Source organism: Capsulimonas corticalis, assembly GCF_003574315.2.
Lineage (GTDB): Bacteria > Armatimonadota > Armatimonadia > Armatimonadales > Capsulimonadaceae > Capsulimonas > Capsulimonas corticalis.
Map to the genome: position 1 here is coordinate 5,488,647 of NZ_AP025739.1, position 16,797 is coordinate 5,505,443.

Genomic DNA, 16,797 nt, shown 5'->3' on the forward strand with positions numbered 1-16,797 from the left:
CAATCCATACCAGTAACTATGGCACCAAGGATTGCAACAATGCAAAGCGACACTGTATATAATCAGCGATTAGCAAATATGATATTAACATTAGCTACAGAACGAATAAATGAATGCAATCGCTTTCAAAACGATGCTGCACATGATCCAGTGTTGAAAATGCTATGCCATGTGACCGCTATTCACATGAAGTTAGCGACCGATTATGCGGGAGCACCAGCAATTCGCGATGAGTGTATTCAGCCCTTAGTCAACGCGACTCTAACCCATTTACTAAAAGATTTGCACCCGTGACATCAAAGTCTAATGACATCGGTTGTTGTTATTATAGCGCATAGACGTATAAATACTTTCGGATCTCATAATTATTTTCTGCGAAATAATTTGACTTATCATAGAGATGGAATTTAGCGGTTTTCAATCTATTGGCTATTGTTATACATTATTAATAGGTAATGAGCTGAATGCCTACAGCACTGGGAGTAGCAGAGCTTACATTAGATACAATGTTCGGCGGTTTATCCAAAAACCGCTAACTCCAGATGGACCGAAAGATACAAAATTCCTCTCAGCATCCAAAGTCGCGCCTATGATATATGACAACAGAAATCCCGGCGGCGCTTACCCACGAATATGAAAATCTCTTGATCCTTGACACGGAAATTGATCGGCTGCTTGTCGCCTTTCAACCCGCCCCGTACAAAAATTCGGCGGCTGGAATAAGACATCGCTGCCCGCCAGCCCACGCGCCGCGAAAGAAAGGTTTGTGGGTAATTTCTTCGCTGATCGCATTGAAAGCTTTGAAGGTTGACTTGCCGCGGCCCCGATTTGTGACACCCCCCCACTTCATGGCCTCGAAGGCATGCATTCCATCCGCATTAACGATGGCCGCAATGGATCGCGTCGGGGCTACGCGGTAGCTGGGCAGTAAATCATCCACCGCACCAAGGTTGCCAAACAAGCTGAGCTGATCCGCAATATCCTTCGCACTGATCGCAATATTATGATGTTTGCACATAGGAGCAGTTCACCTGAACCTGGCACCACCTGATCGCTTTTGCCATTAGGATTAAGGAAAACTGGAAGCCCCGGCGGCGCTTAGACGCCAAGCCGGAGGCAGCCTGGCTTTGGAGGCTGCTGGAGGCGCGGGCGGCTTCTGTGCGCTGCCGTGTCAAGAGGCAGTTGCTACCGTAAAAGTTTCAGATCCAGCTGACATGCGACAAATCTCTCGCTAGCAAATTTGTCTGGCGGGACTGAATCTTTGGAGGCGATCACGGTCAAAAATTCTTCTGTTCTTGACCGTGTCTGTTTGGCGATCGATCAGCATCAGCACCCAACATGTAAGGGGATAATCAGCGGGCATTAGGAAGTGACAACAAGTTCGCGCTTCTCAATAGCGCCGTAGAGGTCCAGAGTCGGGCAGATCGCGTCAAGAATACGGCGAATTTTATAGCGCGCCACAGCGTTTGTAACAAAGCCACATGCGTTAGCGATGCGAACCGTAGCGGTTTCAAGCAGTTGGTCGTTGGCCTTGGTCCGGCTTAGTCCAGGCCGATTTGCGCGGTCATACGCAATATCTGCTGCGTCATAGCCGGAAATGAATATATCCTGATAATGGCTCAGCACCGTCGGGGCAAAATTAGGCGCCATCGCAGCGGCGCTGATATAGGCGAGCTTCATCGCGGCATCAGAGAAAAGGGCGTCAAACGCGCTTTCGCTGATCCTGCCGGTGGCGGCGAAGGTCGTCAGGTGTAGGAAAAAGAATTGAAACTCTGTCAAAACGCGGAATGGGACATCGCCGCTTAGCCCCTTATTCAGCGAGGCGGCGACAGCTTGCGTTGCATTGAACGCCTTGAGCGACGGCAAATAGATTTCTTTGACCAGCCGGTTCGATTGTTTGTCATTGGCAAGTAGTGTAAGTGCTTCATCGAACTGCGGATCGGGACTATCGGCATAGCTCATGGCGAGGAACCTCCTGGCGATCATACGTTCGATTATACCGCGCAATTCCCCTTTTCTACTGTGCGCTCTGACAAAAATTTCTTGATCGCTGGCATTGTACACGATGGCGCTGAATTATCCGATTCTCAAATTAGCGCGCACGGCTGATCGTTGATGGCGCGACAACGACTTAGCTTGCGATCTCTGAACCGCCAGCAATTAATGTCAGACGGGTGCAAGATCTGCCCGCCGATTTAATCGGCGAGAGCATGCGTTACAATTAGCCCTAGCTTCCTGCATTGCGATTTGCAGGAAATTGACCAGGCGATCAATAATAGGATAGCAATTGAATTTGAACACAAGTAGCGGCTAGCGCTGTGATAGCAAATTAGTCCTTAATATTAAAACAGAGGTGCAATTTTGGATTTTATAGACTGGTGTCACATTGTTTTAGATAAAACAATAGAAGCTTATGATAGTGATCCACAGGCAAGCTATAGTGGCGTACATGTAACAGACATAAGCAAAGTCCTATTTGATAAAGGCACACACGAACTCTCAGACGAAAATGAAATGCAGTCTTTTGTAGACGCATTATCGGCTTTAAAGGAATGTGGTTTTATTTACGAAAAGCGGCGACAGTGGATTTCCGTCAACCGCAGCGGACGTGATTTTATAAAAAATCCAATACCATTTTGGGAAAGCATTTGCGCGATACAATTACAAGAACGCGAAGCCGCTGTACTGAATGCAACGAATAATTTAAGCCCAAAAAGCACAAATAGATATGCTTGGCTCACTTTTCCAAAAACCGATGATATGTTGGCAGAGCTTAATTTGAATGACGATACGTCCTATTTTGCAATAGGCAGAGAGCTGGCAGATCAGCATAAACTGCTCAAACTATATCGCTCTATGGATTCGATTTATGGTTACGCTGCAACTTACAAGGGCCTTATTTGGCAAACCCGACGCGATATCACTTCAGAAACAAAAAGGCTTGATGAGCTTGTTGCAGAATGGGAAACAACGAGCGTAGATTTTAAACGCGAACTAAAATTAGATACAGCGAGCGAAAAAGCGGAATTTATAAAAGATGTAATAGCACTTGCTAACACGCAAGCAAGCGGAAAAAGATATTTAATTATTGGCTTTGACGATAAAACACGCAACTATCATACTCCTGTCTCTGGCAGCATATCCTCAAACCGGATAGAGCAAATCCTTGCTAATCATACAAAACCAATGATTAATGTAAAATATCAGGCCATAAACTATAAAGGCGGCACTGTTGGCCAAATAGAAATTCTCAGGAACGCAATAGATATTCCATATAAAGTTAGCAAATCGATCGGCGATAAGAAACGTGTAAACGAGGGAGATATATTTGTTCGTCACGGCACGCAGATAGAGCCACCAACCCCAGGCGAGCTTTCAGCCATAGAGGAAGAAGCGGCTTATGCAAAGTCTATCAAGTATAATGCCGGCGGATCTTGATAAATTGTGTTTACAAACTTGAGGCGTTAGATCCTCTTCACGAGGGCCTATTATTGTAAGAACTTGATTTGCTTGGCAAGCTGTATTCTGGGTTGAGTCAACGCCTCCGTTGAAAAGGATGTCGCGATGAATGGGAAGCTTGCTCGAAAGCGAATTTTGTGCATCCTTGAAGGTGTCAAGGACAGAGGCAAAACCGACTATGAGAGATAACGATCACGAATCGCAATTGCGAATCGAAGTAGAATCTGGCGGAGTGGTTTCCAACGTTCGGCAGGAAGCAACACATATAGGCATCCAGCATATTCATAATGTCCAAGCGCCCGCGCCAGAATTCCACGCGTCATCCCGTTCAGACCAGATCGTGGACTGGCTGCCAAACTTCGTTCGTGCCAATCTACCTTACATTTCGCGCGGCAGTTCAAATATATCTGAGCACTTCGCTAGCTTACTTGAACGCCGGCGAATCGTAATCCTGGGGCGTACGGGTCTTGGCAAGACGCGGGAGGCTCTCGAACTAATTGACAAGTTGCGGCAAAAATTGGGAGAAGCCCCTACGGTATTGATCCTGAGGCAATTCGAAACTTCGATTGCTAAATACCTTGCAGATCACGGACACACCCGCAACGTGGTCTGGCTAGTTGACGATCTCCATCTTTACAGCATGAGGTACCAGCGCTTGGTTGCAATGGGGCAAGCGCAAAGCACATTCAACGATTGGTTTAACTCGTGGCTCAATGGCCTGGAAACGGCAACCGCCGGCCAAACTTGGGTGATCTGCACAATGCGGATCGAGCCCGACTTCTTGAGCATTCTAGATCTTGGAAGGGAACCATGGACAACCTTCGACCACATACAACTCCGGAACGTCGATGGCGACTGCATCCGGTATGCAGCCTCTAGCCTCGCCCATAGCCACGACCTAACGATCACCGACGAGGCTCTCGATCTCGTTGCCCAACGTTCCGACGGAACCGTAATGGGTGTGGTTGCGTACCTCAAGCGAATGTCAACGCGAAAAGGCTTGAAGACAATCGACGCAAGTTCGATGTCAGATTATACAGGTACGTACCCGCTCGAATGGAAGGATGTGTATAACCGATACATTGCTCGATATCGGTATAGACGGGCTGTATTCTACGCGATCAGCCTGCTGCGTCAAATTAACCTAACTCCCTGGACTGAACTGGTAGTTGTGTTGGCCGCTGCAATCGCGGGCGGTCGCGTGAACTGGAATAGGTTCTGGATTCGTCGTGCAATCAATGAACTTTCCCCCTGGGTAGAGTTAAACATAGTCAAGGAGTCATCGCCCGCTCCACCGGCAATGCACAAATCCCTTATATTCCGTCTGCCGAGTACTGCTGCATTCTTGACGTGTCCAGACGGGTACGTCCAAGATCTAGTTAGCGTCGACGACCCAAAGTATCATGATACCGTTGCAACCTTGGTCGCCTACTATTACTTCATGCACCAGCGATTCGATCAGTATTGCCCTGATCCCGATGGACGAATACTCAATGAGATGGAACAAGCCGTCCAGTTGATGGCCCCCAAATCTCTGGACAGTCTGGTTTCGCGCCTCTACGTTCCCTGGTCCGAGGCGTCCCTGGGTGGTGTCCTATTCTTCCTGGCCCAGATGAGGCGTAACGATATCCTACCATTCTTGCGTTACCACAATCGAGCCTTCGATCACCCACGATATCGTGAGTGGCAGTCATACAGAGGGAACTTGGCTTACTGTTTAGGAATGCTCGGATGCAGCGAGGGTCTACCACTCTTGTTGACAATTATCGATCAGTTATCGCCATCCACAGACAGAGGAGACGCCATGTCGTTCTTGGGTTCGTTCCAAGGACGAAGAGACTTTGCAGCTATTCTCGACCATGTCCGTACATGGGATCGAGACGAGCTTGACATATTAGCCTACTGTGTATTGGCCGGGATATCGCTCGCGATTGTTCTTTCCGACGAGGAGGCAGCTGAACGTGACGCGTATTGGGAGGACTTAAAGGACGATGCCAGATGCAGAAGCGCTGAACATTTCATGAATAGCGGCTTGGTTCGTCGAAGGTTTCGGGGACACTTTGCGGCGGCACTCAGGAGAGAGGCTGACACAGACCATTATGCGCGCGGCCTCCGCGACAACGACGCGACCATACGCGGTGCAACTCTAATGCTGTTAGGCACCTTTGGCACTCCAAGCTTGGCGGAGAACGATAAGTTGGAGCAATTGCTCGATATCTGTTGTGCTGATCCAGCTACCTACGACGGACTGATGATTAAGCAAATAGCTCATGGCTGCCTAGAACAGTTGCGATCAAGGTCTCAAGCACAAATATTGTGACTAACATGGCGTAAACTAAAACCGGGCTCCCGGAAAGTCAGCGGCATCGGGGTCGATATTACGTGCTCGTGTGACTGTGCGTTTGAACTAGGTACAATTAGCGTGTACCAGTGATAGTGGCCGAAAGACATGTCGCATTCTCTGTAATGCGTATTCCGCAAGATTAAAGACAGGCCTAATGTTCACAGATTTCTGGGATGCCTAACTGTTGCCAAAAGGCATTAGCTCATACCTGGCGGCTCTCTCGTGCGGCCAATGACAATAGCCGCAATGGACGCCTACTACACCCCTCCGTCCTGCTCCCACCCCGCAGCAGGAATCTGCCCGGTGCATCCGTCAATAGCCATTGTTCGTTTTTGTCAACAGTACGAGCAGTCGAAACCAAAAAGGTTCTTCGGACTTCGGCATCTAACCACAACACAATAAATAATTTCACTAACGTCCTCCAAAGGGTACAATTAACGTCTAGGCAGGAACTAACTGGAATAAGTTATATTAGCTTCTAGGGCCATACGGACACGGGCTTCCATAAAAATAAAAGCACGCCACATTGAATTACAAGAGGCATTCTACATGAGCGATTTCATTCACCTAGCATCTCAAGCTACAGCCATTATTACACCACACTTGCCAGCAATAACTGCTTACGTTGCTGGCGAAGCTGGCAAGGCAGCCGTTGGCAAAGGAATAGATGGCGCCTTCGACGCGGCCAAGTCACTATGGGATGCTGTCTCTGCCAAGTTCGCTAAGCATCCGAAGGCTGAAAAGGCCGCCAGCGACCTTACGTCGGACCCCACAGACCTAGATTACCAATCGACTTTTGCATCAAAATTGGCTGAGGTCCTTGCAGCGGAGCCGGATCTCGTAACCGAGCTGAAGCATCTATTGGAATCGCCAATAGTTCAACGGATCGTCGCAGACGATGCAACAGTCCGTGACACTCAACAGATCGCAACTTCAGTCGCGAAAAGTCGGCAGGAGATAATCGCCCACTCTGGTGCGGTTGTCGAACGGGTGAAACAGCAGGTCACAGATGGACGATCAAATCCCTAATATTGAACAATCCCTAGTAGTGGGCGATGGTGCTGACGTTAGCGATATCACACAAATAGGTATCCAGCATGTGCACCATCACTATTCTGGCGATCATGACGATCTTTCGACCGATCTTGCCGAGTGGTGGTCAGCGTGGTCGGGTGCCACTACACCGCCGCTATCGGCCTCTCTGGTGCTTGCCGGACGGGAGGAAGCGATAGTGAAGGCTCGTGCAGCACTTGAAGGCCCACCATCGGTGATTGCCGTTAAGAGTGATTCGCGCGATGAGGCGATTGCCTTTCTCGCAGCCATACTCTTAGATCAACCTGAGGCCGAGGGACACACTCTTGGAAGTTCACCAATAGTCGTTCGGAGCGCCGAAGCATTCGCGAGGTGCGTGGAAAATGAACAGCCTTCAGTGCTTATCGTCGATTTTGATGACCGCGAACGAGTTGCAATAGCCACACAGAAAGGGCATCATGTTATAGTTCCACTGGGACAGGCAGAACCAGCAAATGGAACGATAGTTGAGATTCCGAAGATCCGATATCAACCTGCTCGTGAGGCACTGGAAGCCATGGGGATTTCCCACGAGCACTCAGGAGAAGATGCTGCACTGGCACGCAGGAGCCTAACCGCCTTTCGACGTAATAAGGCAGCTGCTCCCATAATCCGCCGACCGGAATGGGCGTCGCCTCAGGCAGCTATTCCTCTTTTACCGGCGCTCTTCGTCGGCACGTGGCTCGACACAAGCGCAGGCGACCGCAATGTGATTGAGCAAATTGCTTGCTCCCAATACGAATTGGTGGCACAAACTCTTGTGCGTTGGGAGAACACACCTGACGCTCCATTCCACAGGATCGGCAGTATATGGATCGTTGCCTCCAAAGAGGATGCTTGGCGCCAAATAGCGCCCCTCCTAACGGCTGACATGATTGGCCGTTTCGTAGAAATTGCGATAACGGTTTTGTCGGAGGACGATCCCAAATACGACTTGCCAGTCAGTGATCAATGGTTTGCCAACTTACGCGGCAAGACGCTCACTTGCTCCAACCACATACGAAAGGGAATCGCCGATACACTGGCACTTGCGGCTTCTCTCGATACGGCTACGAACATTACAGGTGGTGGCCAAAATCTTGCAAATCGCATTGTGCGTAGTATTATGGCGACACGGCCCGAAGGAATGCGCGGATGGGCATCTATGGGTTCCGTCTTGCCGCTACTCGCCGAGGCAGCCCCGGAAGAATTCCTAACGGCCATCGAACAATCGATCCAAATCGATCAAGACCATATGCGAGACCTTCTATCGGATAATCAAGTTGGGCCGTTCGGAGGCACGCCGCATGTAGGCTTGCTCTGGGCACTTGAAGGGCTTGCCTGGTCTTCGAGGTTCCTATCACGCGCAGCACGCGCCCTCGCCGCGCTCTCGTTAATTGACCCAAACCCGCAAAGCAACAATGCGAATCGTCCATTTCGTAGTCTCCAAAATATTTTTGTACCGTGGCACCCTCAGACATCAGCTGCGCTGGAGCAGCGAGAGCGAATAATCGATATGCTTAGGCGGCAAAATCCAACGGTGGCACGATCACTATTGTTGAGTATGGTTCCAGGCCAACATGCCTTCGTAATACCATCTCACACACCGCAATGGCGCGATTGGGGGCCGGATGGGGATGCACGAGTGACCTCGACGGAACATACTCGCGCGGTTGCATGGGCGGTCACACGGCTACTTGAGGATGTCGATGGCAATGGGCAGCGGTTAGCAGAGTTGATACCGATACTAAAGCTCGTTCCGCTTGAACAGCGTGAAGCTATTCTCATTAAATTAGAGGAAATTGCCTCCGATCTAGCCGATAGCCAAGGCAAAGTGGCGCTTGCTGACCAGCTTCGCGCGACGGTATCAAAACATCGAGACTTTTCTGATGCTCAATGGGCTTTACCGTCTGATGTTGTAGATCGCCTTGCCGCTGCATATGAACGCGTTCAGCCTGCAAATCCTATTGAGAGACACGCTTCGCTATTCGCTATACAGCCATCACTTCTTACAACATCGCGCAGGGATTACAGCCACTGGGCCTCTGACCTACAGAATGCCCGTAATAGTGCAATCGGGGTTGTGTTTGCGTCTGGCGGGGTAGAGGCTGTGGAAAACCTCGCCGGGCGTGCTGAACGCCCATTTGACGTCGGAATTGCACTAGGCAGAACCGATCTCGCCGACGGACGAGAGGAAGATTTCCTGAAAAGGCGGATGGGGGCAAAAGATGAATTCGCACGTGGATTTGTACTGGCGCGTGCGTCACGGTCCACAGAATGGATAGTTAATCAGCTAACTAACTTGAACGACAAGTTAACAGATGAGCAGTTAGCCGACTTCTACACATGCTTGCCGTTAGTACAGCTAATCTGGGACATGGTTGAGGCGGGCCCATCCCAAGCACGCCACTTGTACTGGCGCTCAATTCGCCCATTCGTGGTAGAAGATAATACACAACTTGAATACGTCGTGTCCAAATTACTTCAGCATGGAAATCCACACGCCGCCATACCGCTAATACACCATTACATCGGCAACGAAGCGATGATACTCCCTTCGGAAAGCATCGCAAGTGTGCTAGAAGCACTTTACCAGACGCCTCCCCCGCAAGGCTTTGACCTCGGCAGCATTGCCTACGAAATTGGTGACCTTCTCGACGTGTTGGAATCATCACAAACGGTGTCCCAGGATAGGCTTGTCCACATTGAGTTCGCCTTCTTAAATCTTTTACATTTCGTACGAACACCGAAGCTTCTTGCGCGACAAATTGCTAATAATCCAGCCTTCTTTGTTGAGGCACTGAGTATAGTGTTTCGAAGGAGAGGCGCTCCCGTCGAGGCACTTTCAGAGGAGGAAAAGCTTAAAGCCACACTAGTACACCAAATGCTTGATTCATGTCGAATGATGCCAGGAATGACAGCAAACAGTGCAGTCAACCCACAGGAACTCAATGAGTGGGTTAATGAGGTTCGTGTATTAGCAACTGAGGCAGGAAGAATAGAAATTGCCGATCAATATATTGGGCATCTCCTGTCGTCTTCACCGCAGGGTAACGACGGTGCTTGGCCAGCCGAACCAGTCCGTGACCTAATTGAAACTATCAATAGTCGAGACTTAGAGAATGGCCTTGAGATACAGGTAATTAATTCGCGCGGCGTTACAAGTAGAGGAACTTACGACGGTGGATCGCAAGAGCGCGACTTGGCGAATAGATATAAGAGTTATGCCGATATCGTACAAGATATGTGGCCATCGACTGGAGCAATGTTGAATCGGCTTGCTGACAACTATATGAATCACGCCACGATGGAGGATTTGAGCGCTGGCTTAAGCGAAGACTTAGGGCATTGATTAAGCGGAGTATTAAGACACAGGCGTAATGTCGTTATACTTAATGATCGATCACGAAGGAAAAAAATGCACAGCCACCAACAAGAACACTTGTCAGTGGCTGTGTCACTCACCATCTATATAACAATGCGCCAATCACAATCAGCTTTCGCAGATACTCTACAAACGACGCTACTCACCTGCCGCATCAGTAAACACCTGGAAGTAGCATGGCAGCTGCTAAACACTTTAGGCTGTGCCGATTTAGTGTTGCATACGAGACGTATTGTCCAATAGGCGCGCAGCCAGGGCATTACGGTCACGGGGAGCGGCTCAGTTGCGGATTCGATTATTTTGTGCAATCGATCTGGCTGTGGTCCAGCATCGTCATGCACTAAGACTGGAATTTGGCTATAATTTCTTTTCCAAGACTCTAGGCCAAGATGGACATATGGAGAAGCCGAAAAAGTCGCAATCAATAGACCCACAGATATTTCAGAATGATTTGCTATCGTCATAAATTTGTATCAGTTCTTAGTTCTGAGGAATAAGTAAGCAAGCAGAATCTCGCCCTTTATATTCCCCTTGGCAAAGAATCGTTCCCCGGGTGTTAATTGCCACCGGATCTTGTAAAACCCAATCTGCATGATTTCTGCACAAAAGATTCAGATTGTAGCTTTTACTTCCAATCCATAATGTTGCAATATCACTCGATGTTGCCTGTTGATAAATTGTCCCGACAACCTTTCCATCGTAGGCAATTCCTATAGCATTTCCATCTGATTGCGCTTCTATCGGCAACTCTGTGACTTTACCAGACAGATATTTGAATGGTATTCTTTGCCCTAATTGGCCTTGAATATAACCAACAAAATTCCCATTTGCTAAGACTGCGTTTATATTCCAAAGTTTTTCATGCTCTATCTCTTGCTTAACCTTACCAGATTTAGTATTAACAAATAAAGTCCGATACAAAGATGGTGAGTGGGCTAAACCACTAGCAAGAACTTCTGAATTATTGACCCATCCAACGACTTTTAAATCATTATATGGTAATATTATTTCTTTGGATGAACCTTTTGAAGACCATATCATTATGCTATTATCAATCTCAGCACCGTGATGATAAACTCCCACGGTTTCTCCTCTACTATTTAGATCACATGGCTCGCAGTCTCCTGATGCTAAAAGCCAATGTATGTGCATTTGAGCATCTAAATAAAATGATCGAATATTTGGTGTTTGCTTTGTTTGCGTTACACCTAGCACACGACGATAATTTGTAATTTTAGTTGCAAATTGCTCTGGATATCCTTTTAATTTAAGATCTTTTAGCACACCTTTGCTAAATAAGAACGACCGCATACCATATGGGCCGTTCCCAAATGAGACGAGAACTTCATCATTGTCATTTAAGCTAACAGCTTGGACACTTTCCTTTGAATCAGGGGCAATATTAATTATCTTATAGTTTAATCCATCAGCACTGCAATTTTTCGCCGGACCAAAAACAATGAAAATCAATTGTAGACCAGAAAAAAATATCTATAAATTATGAATAACTTCAGTCTAAAGGCTTCAAAAACATTAATATTCATATAATATCCATTAATTTAGTGTTTTCAACTACATTTTCCGAACCGATCATTGTACGGGAAGCAATAAACATGCAGAGTCCCGACCTTCATATTTTCCTTGACAAAGGATCGTCCCCCTAGCATTGATTGCAACCGCTTCGGAGAGTGTCCATCCCGAATGATTTATACAAAGCTTGTTTAAATCATATTTATTGTTTCCCACCCATATAGTCGCGGTATGTGTTGCTTCTTGATAATTATAAGTGGTTCCAACAATTTCTCGAGACGTATTGATTCCTATAGCCTCACCTTCCAAATCTATATCGGTAATGAGGTCATTAAGTCCTCCTTTAAGAAAAATGAATGGGCGTCTTTTGCCACTAGCATCTTCCCTGTATCCGACAAATGCTCCATCAGACCTAACATTACTCACCACCCATTCACTATCATGCCTTATATCGTGCTGAATATTACCAGACTTTGAATTAACGATTAAAGTATGGAATTTTGGAGATGTATGCGATACTCCGTTAACTAGAAAGTCAGAATTTGTAATCCATCCTAAGACATGAAGATCGTTATAAGGCAAATGTATTTCCTTAAATGATCCTGCCGCATTCCAAAATGCGACACTATACAGAGGCTTATCTCGCTGACGATACAAGCCAATAATTTCATTATTGGCATTCATATCCGATGGTTGACATTCACCGTAAGCTTGTCGCCTGTGAATTTTAAAATTCTTGTCTAGATAAAAAACTCGCAGATTAGGACTAGTTTGTACTTGTTCGAACCCCAATAGACATTCATTGTTGTTTATTTTTACAAAAATATTCTTTGGGTACCCTTCTATATTTAAATTATTCAGAATATTTTTCTTAAATAATGCAACATGAATACCTCCCAAAGGATTTCCAATATAAGCAATCACGTCGTTATTATCATTTAAACATCCTGCGGTGACAGTACTTTCCAGCTTAGGAGAAATATTTATTATTCTATAATTAATTGCACATTCTCCTTTTACGGACATAATAAGTATAGACGCAGTAATTTGTATACTAAGTGAGTCAATTATATGGGCTTTTCTTAACACTTCACACCTCAATCTAATTAGATTTTCATTAAGGATGCCCATTTAGTAAAAAGCTCGTGATACATTGTGCCATAGGAGTACTGTAATCGTGTTTAGGGTCTTCAGCTAAACCATTATGAGCATGAAAACTCACATGAGTGTAATAGTTAACCGAGGCTGGTCACCGCGCGCAATGGTCATCCGATCAGCGGCCGAGACCAGCCAAGCATACCATAAGAAATAAGAAAGCGGATATACCGCAACATTAAGTTTCTCCTTCATTGCTGGTGTTAAATCGCAAAGGCGAGACGATCGATCAGCGCAGCCATTCGACGCGCTTTCTAAGGTGCTCTGCACCAATTCTTAACCTGGCGTCAAAATGTTTGTTTATGCTGCTGCCATGAGCGTGGCCCATTTCCAACGGTCGGACGTATCACGAAATGCACATACAAGAGAAAAGCTGCAAACAAGACAACAAATATCACCAGAGCTATAAACCAGGGGCTACCCCATCGATGCCTGCGGGCGGAAATGGGCGGTTCTGCATTACCAGTCGGTTTTGGAGGCCATTGATTTGTTGCCATTGCTTGCTTCCTGTGAACGATTTAAGCCAATCTACTGCTATAGCTTGAACGTATCATTCCATGACGGCTGAACTACTGTATCATTTTGCGGATTGCTGACGGTCGGTTGGGTTGCGGAGGTAAGTTTTCCAGCCGATTCCGCCCCTGCCGCTTTCCAGTCTAAACTATCAATAGGTACCCATATCGCGCCCGAAACACCGCAATTCCACATAAGGTACGTCGTGGCGTCGAAATCAATACTCATCGGGGGTACGACGGAATTCGCAATCAAACCAGCCTGAACATAGGGAGAGTCATTGAAAGGTTGGTTGGGTAAGTTATAGGGGAAAATTGTATCCAATTCCGGTGGAGAAGCAAGGCTAGCCTGAGTAATTCCGAGAACAGTTGTGACGTATGTATGCAGAATTTGACACCAGTCAAAGTTTCCGATTTGTGTGTTAACAGGAGGCAATCCGGTAGGAGTAATCGTCATGCCTGGCGCGGCGTCACCGCCAATCCTAACGCTTGCTGTCCCGTTGACGACAGAAAAAGTTATTGCGCCTGGTGTCGGCACTAGCCTTATGCCTGTTGGCTTGACCACGTTGAAGCTGCCAGAAACCGAGGCGTTCGTCACCGTTCCATTTGACGCTTTCACTGATATGTTACATGTGGCTGTATTATTTCCGGGGATGATGGGGTAACAGGAAACAGTTCCACTTTTTAAGTCCGCAGGCAACAAATTTACCTGATAACCGGACTTTCCCGTCACATAGTTTTTGATGCATCCCGTAATGCTCCATGAGTAGGTTATGGTCTCATTGGGGAGATTTGTGCGCACTGAAAAAGTCATCGGCTGGCCTGCATAATAATTCTGCGGCGTGGTTCCTACAAAAAAGCCGTTTATCGTCATTCTGGCAGGAACTGACGCCGCAGTGCTGAGATAGGACTGTTGGTCATATACCCATACGCCAGAGCGCGGGTTTCCGTTTAACCATTCGCCGTCGCCTGGCTGCCCATTGAAGCGGCTCCACGAAGGTATCTGAGCGTTGCCACGAATAGGAGCAAATACCCCAAGGCAGCCTACAAAGGCGATACAACCAGTGAACAAAGAACGACCCATCTTGATCCTCCTATATTCCGACAATCGCAATACTATTTTCTTACATAGCGGAGGCATTATACCCAACTATTATTTAACAATGTAAACTGCAAAAGAAATACGTGGGAATAGTCGGATGTTTTTTTATCCCTTTTGCCTTTACTAACGCAAAGAAAAAGAATAGCGGAGCTTGCACCTCCAGGGCATCAAGACCAAGACGAGGAACGATGCGGGATTCCCAACTTCCTGCACTACACTTCGCGCAGGCCGGGTGACTCCCCTCCTGCCCACTTCATCTTGGCACCTTAATATTAACCAATGGTGCTAGTTTCGCTTGTCTGTTTTACAGACTGAATTCTGCGATAGACAATCGGATCATTTGGTCTTGATCCGGCTTCAACCCGCGCCATTGCACGAGAACATTGAAGGCTGCGTTCACAAATGCCAAACGCGCCTGCAGGTGCGCCCAAGTCCGATGCGCCACCTTCTTGAGATGACAGATCGTGGTCAGCATCGACAGAACAGTCTCGACGAGCATGCGATCATTCCAGGAACCGCGCTTGCAGATCTTCAAGTTGCTGGGATCGCCGCTTTTGGCGTGAAAACCACTTTTGGCGTGAAAACCACGATCCGCCAGGATCAAAGACTGCGTTTCATAGCGGACGATTATGGGTTGGAAGACGGTATCGTAATCGCTTTCCTTGGCCGTGTCCCAATCCACGATGAGGCCCAATCCACGATGAGGCCCAATTGGTTGAGCAAGAAGCCGTACTTGGCTCCCATGATCCAGCGGTAATTGGATTTGCCCTTCGTGGCGATCCGAGGCGCAAGTGTCTTTTCTCGCTCACGCACAAGTGTCTTTTCTCGCTCACGCACAAGTGTCTTTTCTCGCTCACGCACAGGATGCAAGAGTTCGATCCCGTAGCTGTCGATGATGCCCAAGACCGTCGGCTCCGCCAGAAAACGCTCGGTCCAATCCTGATGCGTGGCCAACAGCCGAAAGAAGCGTGTGCGTTCGGGCAGCCCTGGAAAGAGCGGGCGTAAATCTCGGTCAGCCCATCGAAAGAAGGCTCGTTCGCCGACGCCTTTGATCGCGTAAAGCAGTCCCAGAGTGACCAGTTCGCTGGGATAAAGCTTGGCCTGGCTGTGCTTAGGCATATTTTTCATGGCGTCATCGACGCGAATAAACAATTCTATGACAAAATCATAGTTGGTCATGGCTGGAGTTCCTCGGTTGATTGGTGTGGTAACCTCAACTTAGGTCCAGCCATGGCTATTTTAAACATACCGACAAACTAGCACCATTGGTTATTAGCCTTGGAGACATTTCTCCGCAGCATCTGACAAAAGGAACCTTGATATGAAAATCAAACAGGTTAGAACTTTCCGGCAGCAACCCTTGATTGCCCTGGTAGCGGTTGCAGCGTTTGCACTTTCGCCCGTCCCTGTTTCGGCGCGTGAAGATGTCACCCCACCGCTTGATGTGCAAGTTTCTCTTGTGACGCCTGCACAAATTACGCTTGGTGAACCAATTCTCTTACGCTACAAGATTGTGAACGGCTCAGAACAAAAAGTAGCTGCACAGCTTGGTGTACAAGGAATGGATTGGTATACAATTACGTTGCGCGACGCGAATAACACGGTCATGCCTTCCACCCAGAACCAACGCCCTGTACAGCCTAGGGGAGCCTTCTCAATAGAGAATGGTTCCCTTGACAAAGGCGGCTATTCTGATGGCTATATTCCTGTCACGAAGCGCGTGGTCATTCAACATCCGGGCAAATACACTTTGACGCTGCATGTCAACATCCCCTATACATTGGGGAGTGACACGGTGGCAGGATCGCCGGACATCATCAGTCAGGATATGGCGTTCCAAATTCTCGTCACAGCGCCTGACTCTCATAGCCTTCAGTCCACAGCAGAGGCGCTACGGGAAGCAGTAAGCGACACAGGGACAAACGGTAAACTTCTGCGGGCAGACATGGATGCACTTTTTTCTATGCCTGAAGCACAGGTATCGGCGGTCTGGAAAGACCTAGCTACCAAGCCAAGCATGAACAATGATTTAGTTGCGAGTGAACTGGAAGCCCTAGGCTCGAAAACCAGCGTTGACATTCTTGTTAATATGCTTGATGTTCCCACGCTAAAATGTACGCCTGTCAGCGATCGGATCAACCGCATATATAATGCCGGAGACCCCATCTTGCGTGAACATATCAAAGCTGTCGCCAGACAAAAAGGCTTTGAGATGCCCGAATGTGCTGGGGAATCTATTATCATTGATTGAGAGGTATCA

At 47.7% G+C, this 16,797-nt stretch carries 13 protein-coding genes; 6 read left to right on the top strand and 7 right to left on the bottom strand.

The window, feature by feature from the left end:
* Positions 1-39 precede the first annotated feature (39 nt).
* Positions 40-294 (top strand): hypothetical protein, encoded by a 255-nt coding sequence (locus tag D5261_RS23495; protein WP_125206315.1) that lies wholly within the window; start codon positions 40-42, stop codon positions 292-294.
* Positions 295-685: 391 nt separating this feature from the next.
* Here the strand turns inward: D5261_RS23495 and D5261_RS23500 are convergent, their stop codons facing one another.
* A complete protein-coding gene (locus D5261_RS23500) occupies positions 686-1,018 on the bottom strand; it encodes an SOS response-associated peptidase family protein (RefSeq protein WP_119324579.1) in 333 nt (110 codons plus the stop codon).
* Between the two features lie 344 nt (positions 1,019-1,362).
* Positions 1,363-1,962: a hypothetical protein gene (locus D5261_RS23505; RefSeq protein ID WP_125206314.1), complete on the bottom strand. Its 600-nt coding sequence runs from the start codon at positions 1,960-1,962 to the stop codon at positions 1,363-1,365.
* 399 nt (positions 1,963-2,361) lie between these two features.
* Here D5261_RS23505 and D5261_RS23510 point away from each other — a divergent pair, with 399 nt between their 5' ends.
* From D5261_RS23510 to D5261_RS23525, 4 genes are all read left to right on the top strand, one after another.
* Positions 2,362-3,438 carry an AlbA family DNA-binding domain-containing protein gene (locus D5261_RS23510; protein WP_125206313.1) on the top strand — a complete coding sequence of 359 codons (1,077 nt, stop codon included), beginning with the start codon at positions 2,362-2,364 and terminating at the stop codon, positions 3,436-3,438.
* A gap of 199 nt (positions 3,439-3,637) precedes the next feature.
* Positions 3,638-5,779 (top strand): hypothetical protein, encoded by a 2,142-nt coding sequence (locus D5261_RS23515; protein ID WP_119324576.1) that lies wholly within the window; start codon positions 3,638-3,640, stop codon positions 5,777-5,779.
* A 573-nt stretch (positions 5,780-6,352) separates the two neighbouring features.
* Positions 6,353-6,832, top strand: coding sequence for a hypothetical protein (locus tag D5261_RS23520; protein ID WP_119324575.1), 480 nt, complete (start codon positions 6,353-6,355; stop codon positions 6,830-6,832).
* Positions 6,813-10,205 (top strand): hypothetical protein, encoded by a 3,393-nt coding sequence (locus tag D5261_RS23525; protein WP_119324574.1) that lies wholly within the window; start codon positions 6,813-6,815, stop codon positions 10,203-10,205. Before D5261_RS23520 ends, D5261_RS23525 begins: the two co-directional genes overlap by 20 nt.
* 513 nt (positions 10,206-10,718) lie before the next feature.
* Here D5261_RS23525 and D5261_RS23530 read toward each other — a convergent pair.
* The 5 genes from D5261_RS23530 to D5261_RS23550 all read right to left on the bottom strand — a co-directional run bounded on the left by D5261_RS23530 (position 10,719) and on the right by D5261_RS23550 (position 15,716).
* On the bottom strand, positions 10,719-11,708 hold the full coding sequence (locus D5261_RS23530; protein WP_125206312.1) for a hypothetical protein: 990 nt from the start codon (positions 11,706-11,708) through the stop codon (positions 10,719-10,721).
* A gap of 120 nt (positions 11,709-11,828) precedes the next feature.
* Positions 11,829-12,899, bottom strand: coding sequence for a hypothetical protein (locus tag D5261_RS23535; protein ID WP_125206311.1), 1,071 nt, complete (start codon positions 12,897-12,899; stop codon positions 11,829-11,831).
* Positions 12,900-13,457: 558 nt separating this feature from the next.
* Positions 13,458-14,519 carry a hypothetical protein gene (locus D5261_RS23540; RefSeq protein ID WP_125206310.1) on the bottom strand — a complete coding sequence of 354 codons (1,062 nt, stop codon included), beginning with the start codon at positions 14,517-14,519 and terminating at the stop codon, positions 13,458-13,460.
* 322 nt (positions 14,520-14,841) lie between these two features.
* Entirely contained in the window at positions 14,842-15,219 is a 378-nt protein-coding gene (locus tag D5261_RS23545) for a hypothetical protein (protein WP_301002174.1), read from the bottom strand.
* Positions 15,165-15,716 (bottom strand): hypothetical protein, encoded by a 552-nt coding sequence (locus tag D5261_RS23550; protein WP_301002072.1) that lies wholly within the window; start codon positions 15,714-15,716, stop codon positions 15,165-15,167. Before D5261_RS23550 ends, D5261_RS23545 begins: the two co-directional genes overlap by 55 nt.
* A 142-nt stretch (positions 15,717-15,858) precedes the next feature.
* Between D5261_RS23550 and D5261_RS23555 the strand changes: the two genes are divergently transcribed.
* On the top strand, positions 15,859-16,788 hold the full coding sequence (locus D5261_RS23555; RefSeq protein ID WP_119319677.1) for a hypothetical protein: 930 nt from the start codon (positions 15,859-15,861) through the stop codon (positions 16,786-16,788).
* Positions 16,789-16,797: the final 9 nt, after the last annotated feature.

Bases quoted from the DNA above. Each gene is read 5' to 3' on its own strand.
- D5261_RS23555 (WP_119319677.1), top strand. From the start codon at position 15,859: ATGAAAATCAAACAGGTTAGAACTTTCCGGCAGCAACCCTTGATTGCC.
- D5261_RS23535 (WP_125206311.1), bottom strand. From the start codon at position 12,899: ATGGGCATCCTTAATGAAAATCTAATTAGATTGAGGTGTGAAGTGTTA.
- D5261_RS23500 (WP_119324579.1), bottom strand. From the start codon at position 1,018: ATGTGCAAACATCATAATATTGCGATCAGTGCGAAGGATATTGCGGAT.
- D5261_RS23525 (WP_119324574.1), top strand. From the start codon at position 6,813: ATGGACGATCAAATCCCTAATATTGAACAATCCCTAGTAGTGGGCGAT.
- D5261_RS23515 (WP_119324576.1), top strand. From the start codon at position 3,638: ATGAGAGATAACGATCACGAATCGCAATTGCGAATCGAAGTAGAATCT.
- D5261_RS23540 (WP_125206310.1), bottom strand. From the start codon at position 14,519: ATGGGTCGTTCTTTGTTCACTGGTTGTATCGCCTTTGTAGGCTGCCTT.
- D5261_RS23505 (WP_125206314.1), bottom strand. From the start codon at position 1,962: ATGAGCTATGCCGATAGTCCCGATCCGCAGTTCGATGAAGCACTTACA.
- D5261_RS23550 (WP_301002072.1), bottom strand. From the start codon at position 15,716: ATGACCAACTATGATTTTGTCATAGAATTGTTTATTCGCGTCGATGAC.
- D5261_RS23495 (WP_125206315.1), top strand. From the start codon at position 40: ATGCAAAGCGACACTGTATATAATCAGCGATTAGCAAATATGATATTA.
- D5261_RS23520 (WP_119324575.1), top strand. From the start codon at position 6,353: ATGAGCGATTTCATTCACCTAGCATCTCAAGCTACAGCCATTATTACA.